Source organism: Pinisolibacter aquiterrae (assembly GCF_019160155.1).
GTDB lineage: Bacteria > Pseudomonadota > Alphaproteobacteria > Rhizobiales > Ancalomicrobiaceae > Pinisolibacter > Pinisolibacter aquiterrae.
Genome location: NZ_JAFNIH010000025.1, coordinates 265063 through 285097, shown reverse-complemented (window position 1 = coordinate 285097; position 20035 = coordinate 265063). Strand labels below are relative to the sequence as shown.

Here is a 20035-nt window from a genome sequence, read left to right as displayed (position 1 = left end):
AGGGATCGGCGATCAGGGATCGAGTTTCGAGGCGGCCGGGGCGGATGCTCCGGCCGTTTCGCGTCACACGAAGGCTGGCGTCCCGCCGTCCGGCCGCATATGACGGTGCCATGCGCGTCGACCTCTTCGATTTCGACCTTCCCGACGATCTCATCGCCCTCCGCCCGGCCACCCCGCGCGAGAGCGCGCGGCTGCTCGTGGTCGCGCCCGGAGGCGAGCCCGAGTTCACCGACGCGACCGTCGGCGATCTGCCCGCGTGGCTCCGGCCCGGCGATGCGCTCGTCTTCAACGACACCAAGGTGATCCCGGCCGAGCTCTCGGGCATCCGCGTGCGTGGTGAGGCCCGGACGGCGGTCGTCTTCAATCTGATCGAGCGCGCCGGCGCGGCCCATTGGCGAGCCTTCGCGCGGCCGGGCAAGCGCCTCAAGGTCGGCGACCGCGTGATCTTCGGCGAGGCGGGCCGGGTGTGCCTCCTCGGTGAGGTCTGGGCGACGGTCACGGCCAAGAGCGAGGACGGCGTGGTCGATCTCGCCTTCGATCTCGCCGGGCCCGATCTCGATCAGGCGATCCACGCGATCGGCTCGATGCCGCTGCCGCCCTATATCGGCGCCAAGCGCGGCGTCGACGCCCAGGACGAGCGCGACTATCAGACGATCTATGCGCGCGAGGAGGGCGCGGTGGCGGCACCGACGGCGGGGCTCCACTTCACGGACGCGATGTTCGCCCGGCTCGACGCGCTCGGGGTCGAGCGGCATTTCGTGACGCTCCATGTGGGCGCCGGCACGTTCTTGCCGGTCAAGGTCGACGACACCGCCGATCACGTCATGCATTTCGAGAGCGGCGTGCTCTCGGGCGAGACCGCGGCGCGGCTCAACGCCGTGCGGGCGGCGGGCGGGCGGATCGTGGCGGTCGGAACGACGTCGCTCCGGATCCTCGAGAGCGCCTGCGACGGCGAGGGCCGGCTTTCGGCCTTTGCCGGCGCCACCGACATCTTCATCACGCCGGGGCGGCCGGTGCGCTCGATCGACGCCCTGATGACCAACTTCCACCTGCCGCGCTCGACGCTCTTCATGCTGGTCTCGGCCTTCGCCGGGCTCGACCGGATGAAGCGGGCCTATGCCCATGCGATCGAGCGGCGCTACCGCTTCTATTCCTACGGCGACGCCTCGCTGCTCTTCCCGGACCGCTCATGACCGACGCGCCTCTCGCCTCCGCTACCGACAGCTCCCCCGCCTTCGGCTTCACGCTGCATGCGACCGACGGCGCCGCCCGGCGCGGCACGGTGACGACGGCGCACGGCGAGATCCGCACGCCCGCCTTCATGCCGGTCGGCACCCAGGCGACGGTCAAATGCATGTATCCGGAACAGGTCCGGGCGCTCGGCGCCGACGTGATCCTCGGCAACACCTATCATCTGATGCTGCGGCCGGGCGCCGAACGGGTGGCGCGCCTCGGTGGGCTCCACCGCCTCATGAACTGGCCGCATCCGATCCTGACTGATTCCGGGGGGTTCCAGGTGATGTCGCTGGCGCAGCTCCGCAAGATCACCGAAAAGGGCGTCACCTTCCAGAGCCACATCGACGGCAGCCGCCACGAGCTGACGCCGGAGCGCTCGATCGAAATCCAGGGCCTGCTCGGCTCGAACATCCAGATGCAGCTCGACGAATGCGTGGCGCTGCCCGCGACGCGGGCCGACATGGAACGGGCGATGGAGCTTTCGCTCCGCTGGGCGGCGCGCTCCAAGGCGGCCTTCTTCGGTAAGCGCGGTCACGGCATCTTCGGCATCGTTCAGGGCGGCGACGACGAGGAGCTCCGGGCGCGCTCGGCGCGCGGGCTGGTCGAGATCGGCTTTCACGGCTACGCGCTCGGCGGGCTCGCGGTCGGCGAGCCGCAGGAGGTGATGCTCCGGGTGATCGAGGCGACGGCGCCGCTGCTCCCCGCCGACAAGCCGCGCTACCTGATGGGCGTCGGCACGCCGCACGACATGATCGAGGCGGTGGCGCGCGGCATCGACATGTTCGACTGCGTCATGCCGACCCGGGCCGGGCGGCACGGGCAGGTCTTCACCGCGCGCGGGCGAGTCAACCTCAAGAACGCCCGGCACGCCGACGACCCCCGGCCGATCGACGAGACCAGCCCGGAGCCGGCGGCGCGCGAGTGGTCGCGGGCCTATCTGCATCATCTGGTCAGGACCGGCGAGGCGCTCGGCGCCATGCTGCTGACCCGGATCAATCTCGCCTACTACCAGACGCTGATGGGAGGAGCCCGCGAGGCGATCGAGGCCGGGCGCTACGCCGACTGGAAGGCGGAGACGATCGCGGGTTGGGCCGAGGGCGACATCGCCCCGCTCTGAGCCCCGCGCCGTCGCTTGATCTCTCGCATGGCGGCGGGTTGCGGGCGGGACGACACTTCGGGTCCTCTAGAGGATCGCGTCTCGTCGTCGTCGCCCGAGGAGGAACCGCGCCATGACGATCGCCTCCGTTGCCGCTCTCGCCCGCGCCTTCGCGCTCGCGCCCCTCGCCGCGTTCACAGTCGTCATGGCGACGCCGGCCGCCGCCGAGACGCCGCTCTACGAGAATTGGAATCCGGCCGCCTGCTCGGGGACGGATCGATCGCGGTTCGAGGTGGGCGTGCCGATCCGCGTCGAGCGGATCGAGGTCTGGTACAATTGGAAGGCGGGCGAGCGGTCGGTCGCCTTCCGGCTCGAGAAGGACGGCACGACCATCGTCCAAGGGACGATGGCGCGCGGCAGCTGCGATCCCTACCAGTCCGCCTGGTGCGTGGCGACGTGGGCGCCGGGCGTCGATTTCGATACGGGGATCTATACCGTGGTGCTGGCGCGGCCGGCGGTCTGCGTCAACGGCGGCAGCAACGGCGGGTTCATCCGCGTGTGGGGCGCGCCGCACTGAGGCGCGCGTCCCGCTCGTCCGCTCTCATACCGAACTTGCGAAAGTCGGGCCTGTCCGATGTCGAAGCGTCACGGCCCGACCGGCCGAGGCCCGCTCGGGCTCGCCTTCGCGGGGAGCGTCGCGAACAGGTCGGAACGGTCCCCGCTCGGCATCACTCGCCGATGAGCTTGCAGGCGATCTCGATCGGCTTCGACATCGCCAGCTCGACGGTGTCCTGGTAGATGCCGCAATCGAGGATGTTGTCGTCGACCGAGCGCCGCGCCGAATAGACGTTGATCAGGATGCCGGAGGTGCCGGCATGGATCCACTTCGTCTTCTTCATGTCGAAGCCCTTGCCGGCGAAGGCGAAGACCGCACGCGGCTCGGCGAGGGGGCGGGTGATCTCCTCGTCGCCGAGATCGATCTCGCCGATCTCGTTGGGGATCTTCTTCTTCTCGGCCGCCTCGGTCGGCATGCCGTAATAGTGCGCGGAGACCGTGACCTGTTCCTTCACTTTCGTCAGTTTGGCGACGGCGGCGGGCGACAGGGTCAGGGCGACGGAATATTTCGGGACCGGCTCGGCGGCGACGGCGAGCGCCGGCACGAGCGCGACGAGGGAGGCGAGGGCGAGACGTCGGACGTCGAACATGGGGCAGATCTCCTGCTCTTGCGGCGCGCGGCCGGCGTCTGGAGGGGGGAAGGTGCCCCGGCGGGCGTCAGCCGCCGGTGGGGGACGTCTCGGGCGTGGTCTCCGTCTCGCTCTCGCCCACGAACTCGTGGGCCTGGGGCGGGACTTCGGCCGGATAGGGTTGAACGCGACGTTCCTCGAGGGCGACGAGGTTGGGCGGCGGCTCGGGCGTCACGATCAGCCGGTCGATCGACTTGATCAGCTCCGGCTCGCACAGCACCGCCATGCGCTCCTTCGGTCCGAGCCAGGAGAGGACCTCGGCGAAATTGGTCGCCTCGTGGATCTTGGCGGCGGCCATCACCGGCTCGAGCTCGGGCTTGCCGCGCGCGCGCAGCGGCGGCGGCAGGTGCATGCGGGCATGGACGGCGCGGGCGACCGGGTTCTCCACCACCGAGGTGAGGCCGTCTTCGACCTCCGGCAACTCGGCTTCCGCGAGCTGCTGGGCGGCACGGGCGGCGGCGAGAATGGCGGGGGGGTCGGTCTCCTCGGGGATGAGGAGGAGGTGGATCTTCTTCAGCGCGAGGCCGGCGGCGAGCGAGCCTGAGGCCCAGGAGATCGGCACCGCCAGCATCAGGCCTATCACCGTCGGCGACATCCAGGCGAGGATCGCCGGCGAGATCACATAGGCCGCGAAGGTCATGACGACGCCGATGGTCGCGTGCTGCCAATGGTGGCGGATGACCTCGGCCAGCGGGATGCCGCCGTCGTCGCGGCGCTGGGTCTTCCAACCGGAATCGCGGCCGAGCAGGATCTCGGCGACGTGGCGCGACTGGAGCAGCATCATCACCGGGGCGACCAGTGCCGAGATCAGCGTCTCCAGCACCATGCCGACGACGATGGCGATCGCGCCGCCGGAGCGGCGGCGGACGTTGCCGCGGATCAGCGATTCGATCACGCCCAGCACCTTGGGCAGCAAGAGCACGCCCATGGTGACGAGGAAGAGCGACACCGCGCGCTCCGAATCGAAGCGCGGCCAGGCCGGATAGAGCGAGAATTCCTTGGAGAAATATTCCGGCCGGATGAACCGCGCCTGCAAGGCCAGCGCCAAGCCGACCAGCAGCAGCATCAGCCAGATCGGCGAGGCGAGATAGCTCATGATGCCGGTGGAGAAGTGCACCCGCGACGGCCAGACGAGGCCGCGCGTGCCGAGCAGGGCCATGTGCTGGAGATTGCCCTGGGCCCAGCGGCGGTCGCGCATGGCGACGTCGAGGAGCGAGGGCGGGCTCTCCTCGTAGGATCCCGCCAGCCACGGCACCATGTAGACGGCCCAGCCGCCGCGCCGGATCAGCGCCGCCTCGACGAAGTCGTGGCTCATGACGTGACCGCCGAAGGGCTTGCGGCCCGGCAGATCCGGCAGGCCGCAGGCCTCGGCGAAGGCCTTGGTGCGGATGATGGCGTTGTGACCCCAGTAGTTGCCGTCGCGGCCGTGCCAGACGGCGAGGCCGCGGGCGATTACCGGCCCGTAGATGCTGCCGGCGAACTGTTGGAGACGGGCGAAGAGCGTGTTGCGATTGACGATCACCGGCAGGGTCTGGATGATCCCGGCCTTGGCGTCGTCCTCCATCAGGCGCGCCAGGGTGACGATGGTGGTGCCCATCATCAGACTGTCGGCGTCGAGCACCAGCATGTGGTCGTAGCGGTCGCCCCAGCGGGTGACGAAGTCCTGGATGTTGCCGGCCTTGCGGGCGACGTTCTTGTGGCGGCGGCGATACCACACCGCCATGCGATCGCCGAGGCGATGGCGCAGGCGGTCGATCGCCAGTTCCTCCTCGACCCAGGCGGTCTGGTCGGTGGTGTCGGAACACACGAAGATCTCGAAATGCCGGCCCTCGCCGAGGGCGATGATCTCCTCGGCCATGGCCTCGAGCGCGCCGATGGTGCGGGCCGGGCTCTCGTTGTAGACGGGCATGACCAGCGCGGTCATGGCGTCGAGTGGGCGATCGAGATTCTTCGGGCGGCGCTCGAAGAAGCCGGCGAAGAAGCCGGCGATGCCGGAGGCGGCGGAGAGGGCGATCCAGGAGAAGGTCAGGCCGAAGAAGAGAATCAGCGGCCATTCCAGGCCGACGATGCCGCCGGCGGAGACGACGCCCACCATCTCGCGCACGCCATAGGCGGAGATCAGGAAGCCCAGGCCGAAGACGAAGAGACGCACCAGACGCGTGACGACGCCGGTCGGGCGGTCGACCTCGGTCGGCGGCCGGCCGTTCCAGACGTCGAGCTTCTGCACCGGCATGGCCATCGGCGCTTCCGGGGGCACCGGAGCGAGGACGGCGGCGGGGGAGGTGAGGGATGCGTCCGTGGTCACGGGGTCATTCCGCATGGCGCGAGGAAGGGATCAGGCGGCGACCCAGCGGTAGAGCCAGGTCTCGCTGACCGGGCGGTTGCCGTCGGTCAGTTGGACGCGCAGCTCGACCAGCGAGGCATTGCCGGGTTCGAGATCGAAGGTGACGCGGTGGCCGCCGGCGGCCGGGTTCGGCACGATCATCGGCGCGACGATCTTGCCGGCGGAGGCGGAGACGGCGAGGTGCAGCTCGCCGGTCGGCGGCGTCGGACCGACGAAATCGATGGCGAAGCGGCGGCGCGCGTCGGTGCCGCCGCGCCCCTCGCGGCTGGCGGAGACGCGGGCGAGATCGGTCGGCTCGAGCCCCGAGGCCTGCCAATGGAGGCGATAGGCGGCCGAGAACTCCTGGCCCGCCGGCAATTTGGCGACCGGGCGCCAATAGGCGACGATGTTCTCGTGGATCTGGCTGTCGGAGGGGATCTCGACCAGCACCACCGACCCCTTGCCCCAGTCGCCGACCGGCTCGACCCAGGCGGAGGGGCGCTGTTCCCAGCGCTGCTCGATGTCCTGGAAGTCGGCGAAGGTGCGGGCGCGCTGGGCGAGACCGAAGCCGAGCGGGTTCTCGTCGCCGAAGGCGGAGATCTGCAGGGTGGTCGGATTGGCGAGCGGCCGCCACAGGCGCTCGCCGGCGCCGGTCTTGACCGCGAGCCCGTCGCTCAGATGGACCGCCGGGCGGATGTCGTCCTGGCGGGTGCGGCCGATCGGGCCGTAGAGGAACATCGAGTTGAGGGCGCCGAGGCCGACGTGGCCGAGGTCGACGCGCGGGAACAGCGTCAGCTCGACGTCGGTGGCGACCTCCGCGCCCTGGCGCAGGGTGATGCGGTAGGCGCCGGTCAGGCTCTTCGACTCGAGCAGGGCGTAGAGGCGGATCGACTGGGCGTTCTCCTCCGGCTTCTCGACGTAGAAGCGGGTGAAGGTGGGGAACTCCTCGCCGTCCGGAGAGGCGGTGTCGATGGCGAGGCCCCGCGCGGTCAGGCCGTAGCGCAGGTCGCGGGTGGTCGCCTTGAAATAGCTCGCGCCCTGGAACACGGCGAATTCGGGCCAGCGATCGGCCTCGGCCGGGCGATGCAGCTTGACGCCGGAGAAGGGCAGGGCGACGCCGTCCTCGGGCGGCGAGGTGCGGCCCCAGTCGAATCGCTCGCGATCGAAGGAGATCGGCAGGGCGAGACCGTTCTCGACCAGATAGACGTCGACGGCGAGCTTGTAGACCGATCCGGCCGGCAGCGGCTCCAGCGCGAAACCGCGATTCTCGCCGCGCCAGACGAAGAGGTCGCGGCGCCAGCGGATCTCGCGATACTGCTCGAAGCCGAGGTCGGCGAAGCGGGCGGGAATGCGGCCGGCCGGCTCGACCCAGGGTTTGGTGGAGCGCAGACGCGCCTCCTCCTTCAGGGCCTGATAGCCGAAGGGCTGGTCCTGGGGCGGCGCCGTCGTGGGCGTCTGGGCGGCGGCCGGGGTGGCGACCGCGAGGGACGCGAAGGCGTGAGCCGCCGCGCAGGCCAGGGACGAGGTCAGAAAGTCTCGGCGATCCATGGGAGATCCGTCGGCCGAAACATGGCCGAAATTGCGGCGGCGGGATTGGCCGTCGGCCGAAACGCCGAACGCGACGGCCGCCGCGAGGACGCGCCGTCCGCGCCCGGATTGTTCGACCGGAAGGACGGCCGACCATAGCTCATTCGTTCGATCGGTCAACGACTTCTGCGGCGTCGCGGGAAGCGGGGGTGAGGCTTCGCGCGCGGCGCGGCGCCGGCGCCGGCTCTGGTCCTCGCCTCGGTCATGAGGTCGCGGGTGGTCCGTTCTTTCGGCTTCGCGCTTCGGTCGCGCCGTCGCGGGCGCTAGACTGGGAGGCGAGACATCGGGGGGAAGATGAACAGAACGCGGATCGCCGACTTTCTCGGCCGAGACGGGGTGTCCTTCGTCGTGGTCCTGGGCAGTGACGAGATCGCCTCGGCGATCGCCTTGCGGCTGACCGAGGCGGGGCGTCGCGTCGTCCTGGTTCGGGATCCGGCGCGGATGGTTCTGCGGCGGGGGATGGCGTTCGACGACGCCGCCCACGGCGAGGCGGCGACGCTCGAGGGGGTCGAGGCGATCCGGGCCGACGACGGGTTCGAGCTGGCGGTGATCCTGTCGGAGCCCCGGCGGGTCGCGGTGGTCGATCTCGATCTCAACGAGGTTCTGGCGATCCGGGCGGCGGACGTGCTGATCGACGCGCGGCCGCAAGGGGGGCGGGAGCGAGCGGACCTGCGCGGGCTCGCCGGGGTGGCGATCGGCGTCGGGCCGGGGTTCGTCGCCGGAGGGCATTGCGACGTCGCGGTGGAGAGCCGGGGCGAGGCGGCCGGGCGGGCGGTCTGGCGCGGGCCGGTCGCAGGCGAGGGCGACGGCGGGGGCGACGCGGCCGGCGGACCGGAGATGCGGTCGCCCTGCGCCGGGCGTTGGCGGACCCCGTTCGAGGTCGGGCGCATGGTCTATCGCGGTATGACGGTTGGACGGGTCGACGGCGAGGCGGTGGTCGCGCCCCGCGACGGCCGGGTGATCGGCATCGCGCGCGACGACGCGCTGGTGATCGGCGGGGTCGGGCTGGTCGAGATCGTGCCGCCGGGCGGCGATGTGGCGTGGCGCGGGGTCGACGCGCGCGGGCGGGCGATCGCGGAGGGCATCCGGCGTGTCCTCGCGGCGATCGCGACGGTCGATCGCCTCTCGGCCGCGATTCGCAACGACGAGAGCCTGTTCTGATCCGCCCTGTGCGTCGCGGCTCGGGCGGGCGTGACGGGGGGCGGAAACGCAATCGACGCGCCCGAGGGCGCGTCGACGGAGATCTCCAGGGGATGCCGTCTCCGGGGTGTGCCGCGTCGCCGCAGGGAGCGGGCGGCGGCGCGTCACGCCGGTGCCGTCACAGACGGCAGCGATGCAGGCGACCGTCGTAGCCGCGATAGGCGTCGGTCGACGGATCGTAGGAGCGATAGCGCCGCAGGCAGCGATCGACATGGCCGTCGTCGGTGGCGGCCTGAGAGGCGGCGCCGGCGGCGATGGCACCGACCGCGAGGCCGATGATGCCGGCGGCGGCGGCCGCGCCGGGATCCCAACCGTCGTCACGATAGTAGCGCCCGCCGTAGTAGCGCGGCGGAGGCGGACGATGCATGCCGGTGCCGCCGGGACGGAAGCCCGGGCCGCCCGGACGCACGCCGGGGCCACCCGGATGGAAGCCCGGACCGCCCGGACGCACACCCGGGCCGGGGCCGGGACGCCCACCGGGGGCGGCGCCGACGGGCGGGAAGAAGGTCTGGGCCGACGCGACGGCAGGCATCAGCCCGACCGTGGCGGCCAGGAAGACGGCGGCGATACGGGTCGAGATACGCATGGGGAACCTCCTGACGTCGCGAGGCGAGCCCGCGTCTGGAAAAGGGATTCCGCCTCCGGCGTTACGTCGGCGGCCTTTCGAACATGTCGGCATCGTGAGCCGATCCGGCAATGGGCGAATATACGGATTTCGCGAGAATCTTTCGCGAACACGCGCCGATCGCAGGGGGACCGCCGTCTTCGCCGCCGCCGGGGCCATCGAGCGGCGGACGAGGCGCGGCGCGATGGCGCATGAAAAATCCCTCCGCGACGGCGTCGGGGAGGGATCTTTCGTCGTCGTGCGGCGCGGGCCGTGGCCCGGCCGGATCACGAACAGCCGGAGGTCGAGCCGCAGGTGTCGCACTTCAGGCAGGTGCCGTTGCGCACCATGGTGAAGTTGCCGCATTCCGAGCAGCTCTCGCCCTCGTAGCCCTTCATCCGCGCCTCGGCGCGACGGTCGGCGGCGGTCACGGGCTTCGCCTCGGTGGCACCGGCGGCGGCGGGCTTGGCGTCATAGGCCGCGTCCTGCTTCAGCGCGGTGGCGCCGAAGACGGCGCTGAGCGCGGTGACGGCGGCGCTCGCCGAGGAGACTGTGCCGGCGGGACGGCCGTCGCCGGTCGAGCGGGGGGCCGAGCCCTCGACCACCTTCAGGCGCTCCGGCAGCTTGCCGCGCACCAGACCGCGCGAGACGGCGGCCTCGGGGCCGGCCGGCTTGGAGCCCTCGGCGACGCCGGAGCCCATGGCGGTGTGGCCGATGTCCTCGGGCTTCACATGGGCGAGGTCGTGACGGCCGAGATAGGAGACCGCCAGCTCGCGGAAGACGTAGTCGAGGATCGACGTGGCGTTCTTGATCGCCTCGTTGCCCATGACCATGCCGGCCGGCTCGAACCGGGTGAAGGTGAAGGCGTCGACATATTCCTCGAGCGGCACGCCGTACTGGAGGCCGAGCGAGATGGCGATGGCGAAGTTGTTCATCAGCGAGCGGAAGGCGGCGCCTTCCTTGTGCATGTCGATGAAGATCTCGCCGATGCGGCCGTCGTCGTATTCGCCGGTGCGCAGGTAGACCTTGTGCCCGCCGACGATCGCCTTCTGGGTGTAGCCCTTGCGGCGGTTCGGCAGCTTCTCGCGGTTGCGGACGGCGCGCTCGATGATCCGCTCGACGATGCGCTCGGCGGCGACGGCGGCGCGGGCCTGGGCCGGCTCGGACGCCTTCATCGCCTCGATCGCGTCCTCCGCCTCGTCCTCGTCGTCGGCGACGAGCTGGCTGTTCAGCGGCTGGGAGAGCTTGGAGCCGTCGCGATAGAGCGCGTTCGCCTTCAGCGCCAGGCGCCAGGAGAGCAGATAGGCGTTCTTGCAGTCCTCGACGGTGGCGTCGTTGGGCATGTTGATGGTCTTGGAGATCGCCCCGGAGATGAAGGGCTGGGCCGCCGCCATCATGCGGATGTGGCTCTCCACCGAGAGGAAGCGCCTGCCGGTGCGGCCGCAGGGGTTGGCGCAGTCGAAGACCGGCAGATGCTCGGCCTTCAGATGCGGAGCGCCCTCCACCGTCATGGCGCCGCAGACGTGGATGTTGGCGGCTTCGATCTCGGCCTTGGTGAAGCCGAGCGCGGGCAGCATCTCGAAGGCGGGGTCGTTCAGCTGTTCGGCGGTGAAGCCGAGCGCCTTGGTGCAGAACTCCTCGCCGAGGGTCCACTTGTTGAAGACGAACTTGATGTCGAAGGCCGACTTGAGGCTGCCGGCGACCTTGGCCAGCGCCTCGTCGGTGAAGCCGCGGGCGCGCAGCGTCGCGGTGTTGACGCCCGGCGCCTGATCGAGCGAGCCGTGGCCGACGGCCCAGGCCTCGATCTCGGCGATCTCGCTCTCGCGATAGCCCAGCACCCGCAGCGCCGAGGTGACCGACTGGTTGATGATCTTGAAGTAGCCGCCGCCGGCGAGCTTCTTGAACTTCACCAGGGCGAAGTCGGGCTCGATGCCGGTGGTGTCGCAGTCCATGACGAGGCCGATGGTGCCGGTCGGGGCGACCACCGAGACCTGGGCGTTGCGATAGCCGTGCTTCTCACCGAGCTTCAGGGCCCGATCCCAGGCGCGGGTGGCGGCCTCGATCAGCGCCTTGTTCGGGCAGGAGGCGTGGTCGAGCGGCACCGGGAGGGTCGCGAGCTTCTCGTAGCCGGTCGCCTCGCCGTGGGCGGCGCGGCGGTGGTTGCGGATGACCCGCAGCATTTCGCTCGCGTTGGGCTCGTAGCCGGGGAAGGGGCCCTGCTCCTCGGCCATCTCGGCCGAGGTGGCATAGGCGACGCCGGTCAGGATCGCCGAGAGGGCGCCGCAGATCGCGCGGCCCTCGGCGCTGTCGTAGGAGATGCCCGACGACATCAGCAGGCCGCCGATGTTGGCGTAGCCGAGGCCGAGGGTGCGGTAGCGATAGGAGAGTTCGGCGATCGCCTGCGACGGGAACTGCGCCATCAGCACCGAGATCTCGAGCACGATCGTCCACAGACGGCAGGTGTGCTCGTAGGCGGCGACGTCGAAGCCGTTGTCGGCGGTGCGGTAGGGCAGCAGGTTGATCGAGGCGAGGTTGCAGGCCGTGTCGTCGAGGAACATGTACTCGGAGCACGGGTTCGACGCGCGGATCTCGCCGGAGGCCGGGCAGGTGTGCCAGTCGTTGATGGTGGTGTGGAACTGGATGCCGGGATCGGCCGAGGCCCAGGCGGCATGGCCGATGTCGTCCCACAGCGCGCGGGCGTCGATGGTCTTCTTGATCTTGCCGTCGGTGCGGCGGATCAGATCCCATTTGCCGTTCTGCTCGACGGCGCGCAGGAAGCCGTCGGTGACGCGGACCGAGTTGTTGGAGTTCTGGCCGGCGACCGTCAGATAGGCTTCCGAATCCCAATCGGTGTCGAAGATCGGGAACTCGATGTCGGTATAGCCCTGCTTGGCGAACTGGATGACGCGCTTGACGTAGTTCTCCGGCACGAAGGCCTTCTTGGCGGCGCGGATCTCACGCTTCAGAGCCGGGTTCTTGGCCGGATCGAAGCAGTCGTCGCCGGGGGCCTCGCAGTTGACGCAGGCCTTCATCACGGCGGAGAGGTGCTTGGCGCAGGTCTTGGAGCCGGTGACCAGGGCGGCGACCTTCTGCTCCTCCTTCACCTTCCAATTGACGTAGGCCTCGATGTCCGGGTGATCGACGTCGACCACCACCATCTTGGCGGCGCGGCGGGTGGTGCCGCCCGACTTGATGGCGCCGGCGGCGCGGTCGCCGATCTTGAGGAAGCTCATCAGGCCGGAGGAGCGGCCGCCGCCGGCGAGGCGCTCGCCTTCGCCGCGCAGCGCCGAGAAGTTCGAGCCGGTGCCGGAGCCGTACTTGAAGAGACGGGCCTCGCGCACCCACAGGTCCATGATGCCGCCCTCGTTGACGAGATCGTCGGCGACGGACTGGATGAAGCAGGCGTGCGGCTGGGGGTGCTCGTAGGCGGTCTGGGAGCGGACGAGCTCGCCGGACTGGTAGTCGACGTAGAAGTGACCCTGCGACGGGCCGTCGATGCCGTAGGCCCAGTGCAGGCCGGTGTTGAACCACTGCGGGCTGTTGGGGGCGACGAGCTGGAGGGCGAGCATGGCGCGCAACTCGTCGAAGAAGGCGCGGGCGTCCTCCTCCTTGCCGAAGTAGCCGCCCTTCCAACCCCAATAGGTCCAGGTGCCGGCGAGACGATCGAAGACCTGACGGGCGTCGTGCTCGGAGCCCATGCGCTCGGCCTCGGGCAGGGCGGCGAGCGCCGCCTCGTCGGGCACCGAGCGCCACAGCCACGAGGGGACGGTCTCCTCCTCGACGCGCTTCAGGCGCGCCGGGACGCCGGCCTTGCGGAAATACTTCTGGGCGAGGATGTCGGCCGCGACCTGGCTGAAGGCGGCCGGCACCTCGATGCCGTCGAGCTTGAACACCACCGAGCCGTCCGGATTGCGGATCTCGCTGGTGGTGGTGCGGAATTCGATCGCCTGATAGGGCGACTGCCCAGCCGTCGTGTAGCGACGCTCGATGCGCATGGTCTTCGATCCCCAGCCCGTCGGTCGGTGCGAGGCACCGCCGAACCCGTCTTTTCGATGGGCGACGGCGTCGCCCGATTTCGATGATTCCCCGATGCCCAGAGGAATATCTTGTGGTGATGGTGTCGGTAAACACAAAATATAGTGTTAACGCCGGTTCATTCACAGGCTCGTCACGGACAGGCCGACGACGACCGAACGCACGTCCCCGATCCCTCGCTGCGCCTTGTGGGCACGACGAGAGCGATCAGGGTCCACGACCGATGACTCGAGAATTTCCATGCGGTCGGAGACTGGAACCCGCTCGGGACCGCACGACCGAAAACTAGTCCGAGTCCTCCGACAGCGTCAAGCGATTGGGGCGGATCGTCGACAGTCGGCTAAATATGGTGTCCGCCCGTGTGGAAAACGGGGACGAACCCGGTCGCTCCCGCAAGTGACGACGGGGATGGGAGAATTCGATTCGAATTGAGCGAAAATTGCCGCTCCGAGCGAAACCCCGTGCTCGAGCGGTGGTGCCAAGGTGCCGTCGAAGCGATGCCGGGGGCGTCGAGGGGGCATGCCATCATGAGACAGAATCGAGCCGGGGGACGCGACCTGCGGGATCTCGACGTCGTCTTCGTCGACGACTCGCGTCAGGATCAGGCGATCATGCGTTCCATCCTCTCCGGGGCACGGGTCGCGCGCGTGCGCGGCTTCGACAATGCCCAGGAGGCGCATCACGCCATGTTGGTGGAGCCGCCGCACATCGTCATCACCGATTGGGAGATGCCGGACGCCGACGGATTGACGCTCGTGCGCTCCATGCGCGACCCGCGCTCGGGTCCGCTCACCTCGGTGCCGGTGATCCTGGTGACGTCCGAGCCGACCCGCACCCTGGTGGAGCGGGCGATCGCGCTCGGGGTCCATCACGTCGTCGCCAAGCCCTTGTCGCCGGCGGCGGTGGTCCGCCGTCTGGAGGCGGTGGCGAATGATCCCCGCACCTTCGTCTTCGACGAGGCGAGCGGGCACTTCGTGCTCGAGGATCGGGAGAAGCTGCTCGCCGGTCAGCGCCAGCGCTGGCAGGATCTGATGACCGGGGTCAAGGCCTTCCCGACCCGCCAGCCGCCGCGCCGGCCGCCGCCGCGCCCGGAGACCGCCGAAGAGGACGACAAGGGGCGCTCGCGTCTGCTCGGCTTCGGCGCGCCGCCGCGGGTGGAACCCTTCGAAGGGGCGACTGGACAGCGGCTCGAGCGCACGGCATAACGGGCGCGAACGAGGATGATCGCGGGCGCGCTCGCGCGGGCGGTCGTCGTGCCTCGTCGAGACATTCGGCCTCGCCGGATTTCGGGCGAACACCGTCCCGAGCTCGGGCCGCGCGGCCGGCGGAGACACGCCCGATGAAGAAGTTCTTGTTGTTGATCCTCACCTGGTGGCAGGGCATGACCGTCGGCACCTGGTGGTACACGCGCAATAACGGCGAGTTCGTCGGCGAGGACGAGTTCGGCAACAAGTACTACCGCACCCGTGGCGGCAAGATCGATCCGGGCCTCGGTTTCCAGCGCCGCTGGGTGATCTACAACGGCGAGGCGGAAGCCTCCAAGATCCCGCCCGGCTGGCACGGTTGGATGCACCAGCGCACCGACGTGCCGCCGTCGGAGGAGAAGGGCTACAAGGCCTGGCCCTGGCAGAAGCCGCATATCGCCAACATGACCGGCACCGCCGCCGCCCATCGTCCCCAGGGCTCGCTCCTCGGGGCCGCCAAGCGCGCTGCGAGCGGCGGCGACTACGTGGCCTGGAAGCCGGAATGATCGGCGCGGGTCGCGGTCTTCGCCTCGACTTCGCCACGACCCTGGTTCATTTCGATCGGCGCCCCGCCCACAATCGGGGCGCCTTCGTCTTTTCTTCCGGACGCGAAAGCCCCGACATGACGCGCCCCTCGTCTCTTCGCCGTGCCGCTCTCCTCGCCCGTGTCCTGGCGACCGCCGGAGTTCTGGCCTCCGCCTCCGCCGCGCTCGCCGCGCCCAAGGAGGCGCTGCGGCCGCCGGCGATGGCCGACGACGAGAACAAGATCGCCCAACCCTTCGCGGTCTTCTCCGGCCTCGACAAGATCACGGGGCGAATCATCTCCTTCGACGTGGCGATCGACGAAACGGTGCAGTTCGGCGCGCTCCAGGTGACGCCGCGCGTCTGCTATTCGCGGCCGCAGACGGTGGCGCCGCTCACCACCTCCTTCGTCGAGGTCGACGAGATCACCCTCGACAACAAGATCCGCCGGATCTTCTCCGGCTGGATGTTCGCCGACAGCCCCGGTCTGCATGCGGTCGATCACGCCGTCTACGACGTCTGGCTGACCGATTGCCGCGGTCATTCGCCCGATCTCCAGGGGTCGAAGGCGGGTGCCGGCGAGGCGCCGGCCACACCGCCGGCCGAGGCGAAGCCCGCCGCGCCGGCCAAGCCCCCGGCGGCGCCGAAGCCCAAGGCGACCGCGCCGGTCGCTCCGCCGCCGGTGCCGGACGTGCCGCCGCTGCGCTGAACGGACGACCTTCCCGTCTTTTCGATCGATGGAAGCCGGCTCATACCATCGGGCATTGAAAATGACCGATGGTATTCCCGACGCGAATTTCTCACGCCTCCGACGCAGATGAGAAATCCGCGTTTCTTCAAAGGCCGGGTGCGTCGGCACCTTCGGCCTTTGGTATCAGGAGAGCGCGGCGAGCGTCGTCGCGCCGTCGACCGGCACGCCCGGGGCGCCGAGGCGGTGAAACTCGGCCGGCGCCGTCAGGGCGGCGGCGAGGCGGCGGCGATAGGCGAGGCGGGGGATCTCCTCTGCGCCGAATCGGGCGAGATGATCGGTCAGGAACTGAGCGTCGAGCAGGCGGAAGCCGCCGAAGCGCAGGCGCGCGACGAGATGGACCAGCGCCACCTTGGAGCTGTCGGTCTCGCGGCTGAACATGCTCTCGCCGAAGAAGGCGCCGGCGATTCGCACCCCGTAGAGCCCGCCGACCAGGGCGCCGTCGCGGCGCACCTCGACGGTGTGGACGCGGCCGAGGCGGAAGAGTTCGCCGTAGACGCGGCGGATCTCGGCGTTGATCCAGGTGCCGGTGCGGCCGGGCGCGGGCGCGGCGCAGCCGGCGATCACCGCCTCGAAATCGGTGTCGACGGTGACCTCGAAGCGATCGGAGCGGACGGTGCGGGCGAGGCGGCGCGCCACGTGGAAGCCGTCGAGCGGCAGGACGCCGCGCCGGTCGGGCTCGACCCAGAACAGATCGGGGTCCTCGGCGCTCTCGGCCATCGGAAAGATGCCGTTGGCATAGGCGCGCAGCAGGAGATCCGGATCGAGGGTTCGGCGGGAGCGGGGCACGCGGGGGTCCATGGGAAAGACCCCCGGCCGTGGCGCGGCCGAGGGTCGGGATCGGGGGGATCGGGCCGTTCGATCAGTCGAAGGGCTTCGTCTCCAGGAAGTGCTCGAGCCAATGGATGTCGTACATCCCGTTGGCGATGTCCTGGTTGTCGATCAGCTTGCGGAACAAGGGGATCGTCGTCTCGATGCCGTCGACGACGAATTCGTCGAGGCAGCGCCTGAGACGCATCAGACACTCGACCCGGTCGCGACCGTGGACGATCAGCTTGCCGATCAGGCTGTCGTAATAGGGCGGGATCCGGTAGCCCTGATAGACGCCGGAATCGACGCGGACGCCGAGGCCGCCCGGCGGGTGATAATAGGTGATCAGGCCGGGCGAGGGCGCGAAGGTGGCCGCGTTCTCGGCGTTGATGCGGCACTCGATGGCGTGGCCCTTGAACTCGATGTCGGCCTGGGTGACCGACAGGCCGACGCCGGCGGCGACGCGGATCTGCTCGTTGACCAGATCGATACGGGTGATCGCCTCGGTGATCGGGTGTTCGACCTGGAGGCGGGTGTTCATCTCGATGAAGTAGAACTCGCCGTTCTCGTAGAGGAACTCGATCGTGCCGGCACCGGCGTAGCCGAGGTCGGCGACCGCCTTGGCGCAGATCGCGCCGATCTTCTCGCGCTGTTCGCTGTTGAGGGCCGGGGAATTGGCCTCCTCCCAGACCTTCTGGTGACGGCGCTGGAGCGAGCAGTCGCGTTCGCCGAGGTGGATGGCGCCGCCCTTGCCGTCGCCGAACACCTGCACCTCGATGTGGCGCGGGGTGATCAGCAGCTTCTCCATGTAGACCGCGTCGTCGCCGAAGGCGGCCTTGGATTCGGCGCGGGCGTTGTTGTAGGCCTCGAGCAGGTCGTCGGGGGTCTTGGCGACCTTCATGCCGCGACCGCCGCCGCCGGCGGAGGCCTTGATCAGTACGGGGTAGCCGATCTCCTCGGCCATGCGGACCGCGTCGGCCTCGGTCTCGACGGCGCCGTCGGAGCCGGGCACCACCGGGATGCCGAGGCGCTGCGCGGTGCGCTTGGCCTCGATCTTGTCGCCCATGATGCGGATGTGCTCGGCCGAGGGGCCGATGAACTTGACGCCGTGGGCCTCGACGATCTCGGCGAAGCGGGCGTTCTCCGACAGGAAGCCGTAGCCGGGATGGACGGCCTCGGCGCCGGTGATCTCGCAGGCGGCGACGATCTGCGGGATGTTGAGATAGCTCTCGGACGCCTTGGGCGGGCCGATGCAGACGCTCTCGTCGGCGAGGCGGACGTGCATGGCGTCGGCGTCGGCGGTGGAGTGGACCGCCACCGTGCGGATGCCGAGTTCCTTGCAGGCGCGCAGCACCCGGAGGGCGATCTCGCCGCGATTGGCGATCAGGATCTTGTTGAACATGGGCGTGTCCGTTGCTCCCGTCATTCGACGACGACGAGCGGCTCGCCGTATTCCACCGGGCTCGCATCGTCGAACAGGATGGCGGTGACGGTGCCGGCCTTGGGCGCGGGGATCTGGTTCATCGTCTTCATCGCCTCGACGATCAGCAGGGTCTGACCCTCGCGGACCTGCGAGCCGACCTCGATGTAGGCGGCGGAGCCGGGCGAGGGGGCGCGATAGGCGGTGCCGACCATCGGCGACTTCACGACGCCGGGGTGCTTCGACCAGTCGGTCTCGCCGGAGGTGGGGGCGGCCGGGGCGGCGGCGGGAGCGGCGGCGACCGGAGCGGGCGCGGCGTGGGCCGGGCCGGCGACGGTCACCGGCGCGATCACCTGCACCGAGCGGACGACGCGGATCTTCAGATCGCCCTGGGCGACTTCGATCTCGGAGAGGTCGGTCTCGGCGATCAGATGCGCGAGGTCGCGGATGAAGTCGGTGTCGAAGGGCTTCTTGGGCGTGGCCATCGGTTCTCGTCTCGGGTTCAGGAGGTGGGCGTCGCGTTTCGGGTCGCGACGATCCGGGCGAGGGCTTCCAGTCCCAGCACGTAGCCGTGCGGGCCGAAGCCGCACAGAACGCCGGCCGCCACGGGCGACACGTAAGAATGATGCCGGAAGCTCTCGCGAGCGAAGATGTTGGAAATGTGGACCTCGATCAGCGGCAGGCCGACGGCCTTGATCGCGTCGTGCAGAGCGATCGAGGTGTGGGTGTAGGCGCCCGGATTGATCACGATGCCGGCCGCGGCGGTGCGGGCCTCGTGGATCCAGTCGACCAGAACGCCCTCGTGATTGGTCTGCCGGAAGTCGACGGCGAGGCCGAGACGCGTGGCGGCGGCGCCGACCATGGCCTCGACGTCGGCGAGGGTCGTCGATCCGTAGATCGCCGGCTCGCGCAGACCCAGAAGGTTGAGGTTGGGACCGTTCAATACGAAGACGGTGTCGGGCATCTCGTGATCCGGGTCGGCGCCGGGGGATGTCCCGGTCGACCGAAGCGATGCGATCGGTCGCCGAATCCCCGCCTTCGGGCAGGGCGGCGGCCGCGCGTCGCGCTTTATAGGCGCGGGCGCGGTCGCGAACAAGGCCCTGGTCCGGGCACGGCTCGGACCCGGCCGGAGCCGGGCCGGATCAGCACTTGCGGGTGGTGGTGCAGCGGGCGTCGGCGATGCGGGCCTGGAGCTTGGAGAGGCCGATGGCGCCGGGGACGACCTCCTCGCCGATCACGTAGGACGGGGTGCCGGAGAGGCCGAGCGCGCCGGCGAGGCCGTAGACCTCCTCGATCGTCGCGTCGACCTCCGTGTCGGCCATCGCCTTGTCGAGCTGGGCGGCGCCGATGCCGGCGGCGGTGGCGGCCTCGATCGCCTTGGCCTTGTCGGCCTGACCGCGCATCGACAGGAGACGCTTGTGGAAGTCGAGATACTTCTCCGGCGCGATCCGGTTGACCGCGACCGCGACCTTGGCGGCGTCGGTCGAGCCCTGGCCGAGAACCGGGAACTCCTTGAGGACGATGCGCAGGTTCTTGTCGCGGTCGAGGAGCGTCAGCATGTCGCCGAGGGCGCGCTTACAGTAGCCGCAGTTGTAGTCGAAGAACTCGACCACCGTGACGTCGCCCTTGGGATTGCCGAGCACCACTTGGCGCGTGCTGTCGAAGAGCACGTTGCTCGAGCGCTTGATCAGCGCCTTCTGATCGGCGGCCTGGGCCTCGGCCTGCTTTTTCTCGAGCGCCTGGAGCGCCTCGGCGATGATCTCGGGATTGGCGATGATGTATTCGCGGACGATCTTCTCCACCGCGGCGCGATCGGGTGCCTCGGCGGCGGAGGCGGTGACCGGCGCGGCGAGGAGGGCGAGGGCGGCCCCGGTGGCGAGGAGGGGGGCGAGACGCATGAAGGCTCCGATCGTCGGCTGGATTCGGGTCAGGATCGTCTCGCCTTATAGGACGAAACCGCGGCGAC

General features: G+C 69.7%; 17 protein-coding genes. 7 read left to right on the top strand and 10 right to left on the bottom strand.

What is annotated here, in order from left to right:
• The first annotated feature begins 110 nt into the window (after positions 1-110).
• The 3 genes from queA to J3S89_RS10805 all read left to right on the top strand — a co-directional run bounded on the left by queA (position 111) and on the right by J3S89_RS10805 (position 2909).
• Entirely contained in the window at positions 111-1193 is a 1083-nt protein-coding gene (queA, locus tag J3S89_RS10815) for a tRNA preQ1(34) S-adenosylmethionine ribosyltransferase-isomerase QueA (protein ID WP_217927547.1), read from the top strand.
• Positions 1190-2353, top strand: coding sequence for a tRNA guanosine(34) transglycosylase Tgt (gene tgt, locus J3S89_RS10810; protein ID WP_217927546.1), 1164 nt, complete (start codon positions 1190-1192; stop codon positions 2351-2353). Before queA ends, tgt begins: the two co-directional genes overlap by 4 nt.
• 112 nt (positions 2354-2465) lie before the next feature.
• The gene (locus J3S89_RS10805; protein WP_217927545.1) at positions 2466-2909 is read left to right on the top strand and encodes a hypothetical protein; all 444 of its coding nucleotides are present in this window, start codon (positions 2466-2468) and stop codon (positions 2907-2909) included.
• Between the two features lie 151 nt (positions 2910-3060).
• On the opposite strand, the gene J3S89_RS10800 is transcribed toward J3S89_RS10805, so the two are convergent.
• The 3 genes from J3S89_RS10800 to J3S89_RS10790 form a co-directional block, all read right to left on the bottom strand.
• Complete coding sequence (locus tag J3S89_RS10800; protein WP_217927544.1) at positions 3061-3537, bottom strand: hypothetical protein; 477 nt, start codon at positions 3535-3537, stop codon at positions 3061-3063.
• Positions 3538-3604: 67 nt separating this feature from the next.
• A complete protein-coding gene (gene mdoH / locus J3S89_RS10795; protein ID WP_338019791.1) occupies positions 3605-5881 on the bottom strand; it encodes a glucans biosynthesis glucosyltransferase MdoH in 2277 nt (758 codons plus the stop codon).
• Positions 5882-5911: 30 nt separating this feature from the next.
• On the bottom strand, positions 5912-7447 hold the full coding sequence (locus J3S89_RS10790; protein WP_217927542.1) for an OpgD/OpgG family glucan biosynthesis protein: 1536 nt from the start codon (positions 7445-7447) through the stop codon (positions 5912-5914).
• Positions 7448-7780: 333 nt separating this feature from the next.
• Between J3S89_RS10790 and J3S89_RS10785 the strand changes: the two genes are divergently transcribed.
• Positions 7781-8647 carry a xanthine dehydrogenase gene (locus J3S89_RS10785; RefSeq protein ID WP_217927541.1) on the top strand — a complete coding sequence of 289 codons (867 nt, stop codon included), beginning with the start codon at positions 7781-7783 and terminating at the stop codon, positions 8645-8647.
• 157 nt (positions 8648-8804) lie between these two features.
• Here the strand turns inward: J3S89_RS10785 and J3S89_RS10780 are convergent, their stop codons facing one another.
• The gene (locus J3S89_RS10780; RefSeq protein ID WP_230489072.1) at positions 8805-9272 is read right to left on the bottom strand and encodes a BA14K family protein; all 468 of its coding nucleotides are present in this window, start codon (positions 9270-9272) and stop codon (positions 8805-8807) included.
• A gap of 305 nt (positions 9273-9577) precedes the next feature.
• Positions 9578-13285 (bottom strand): vitamin B12-dependent ribonucleotide reductase, encoded by a 3708-nt coding sequence (locus J3S89_RS10775; protein ID WP_217927540.1) that lies wholly within the window; start codon positions 13283-13285, stop codon positions 9578-9580.
• A gap of 567 nt (positions 13286-13852) precedes the next feature.
• Between J3S89_RS10775 and J3S89_RS10770 the strand changes: the two genes are divergently transcribed.
• From J3S89_RS10770 to J3S89_RS10760, 3 genes are all read left to right on the top strand, one after another.
• On the top strand, positions 13853-14530 hold the full coding sequence (locus J3S89_RS10770; protein ID WP_217927539.1) for a response regulator: 678 nt from the start codon (positions 13853-13855) through the stop codon (positions 14528-14530).
• A 134-nt stretch (positions 14531-14664) separates the two neighbouring features.
• A complete protein-coding gene (locus J3S89_RS10765; RefSeq protein WP_217927538.1) occupies positions 14665-15075 on the top strand; it encodes an NADH:ubiquinone oxidoreductase subunit NDUFA12 in 411 nt (136 codons plus the stop codon).
• Positions 15076-15191: 116 nt separating this feature from the next.
• Positions 15192-15800 carry a DUF2155 domain-containing protein gene (locus J3S89_RS10760; protein WP_217927537.1) on the top strand — a complete coding sequence of 203 codons (609 nt, stop codon included), beginning with the start codon at positions 15192-15194 and terminating at the stop codon, positions 15798-15800.
• Between the two features lie 165 nt (positions 15801-15965).
• Here the strand turns inward: J3S89_RS10760 and aat are convergent, their stop codons facing one another.
• The 5 genes from aat to J3S89_RS10735 form a co-directional block, all read right to left on the bottom strand.
• Complete coding sequence (aat, locus tag J3S89_RS10755) at positions 15966-16640, bottom strand: leucyl/phenylalanyl-tRNA--protein transferase (RefSeq protein WP_217927536.1); 675 nt, start codon at positions 16638-16640, stop codon at positions 15966-15968.
• A 61-nt stretch (positions 16641-16701) separates the two neighbouring features.
• Positions 16702-18051 (bottom strand): acetyl-CoA carboxylase biotin carboxylase subunit, encoded by a 1350-nt coding sequence (gene accC, locus J3S89_RS10750; RefSeq protein WP_217927535.1) that lies wholly within the window; start codon positions 18049-18051, stop codon positions 16702-16704.
• A 20-nt stretch (positions 18052-18071) separates the two neighbouring features.
• Positions 18072-18554 (bottom strand): acetyl-CoA carboxylase biotin carboxyl carrier protein, encoded by a 483-nt coding sequence (gene accB / locus J3S89_RS10745; protein WP_217927534.1) that lies wholly within the window; start codon positions 18552-18554, stop codon positions 18072-18074.
• Positions 18555-18571: 17 nt separating this feature from the next.
• The gene (gene aroQ, locus J3S89_RS10740) at positions 18572-19033 is read right to left on the bottom strand and encodes a type II 3-dehydroquinate dehydratase (RefSeq protein ID WP_217927533.1); all 462 of its coding nucleotides are present in this window, start codon (positions 19031-19033) and stop codon (positions 18572-18574) included.
• A 178-nt stretch (positions 19034-19211) separates the two neighbouring features.
• Positions 19212-19967 (bottom strand): DsbA family protein, encoded by a 756-nt coding sequence (locus tag J3S89_RS10735; protein ID WP_217927532.1) that lies wholly within the window; start codon positions 19965-19967, stop codon positions 19212-19214.
• Between the last annotated feature and the right edge of the window lie 68 nt (positions 19968-20035).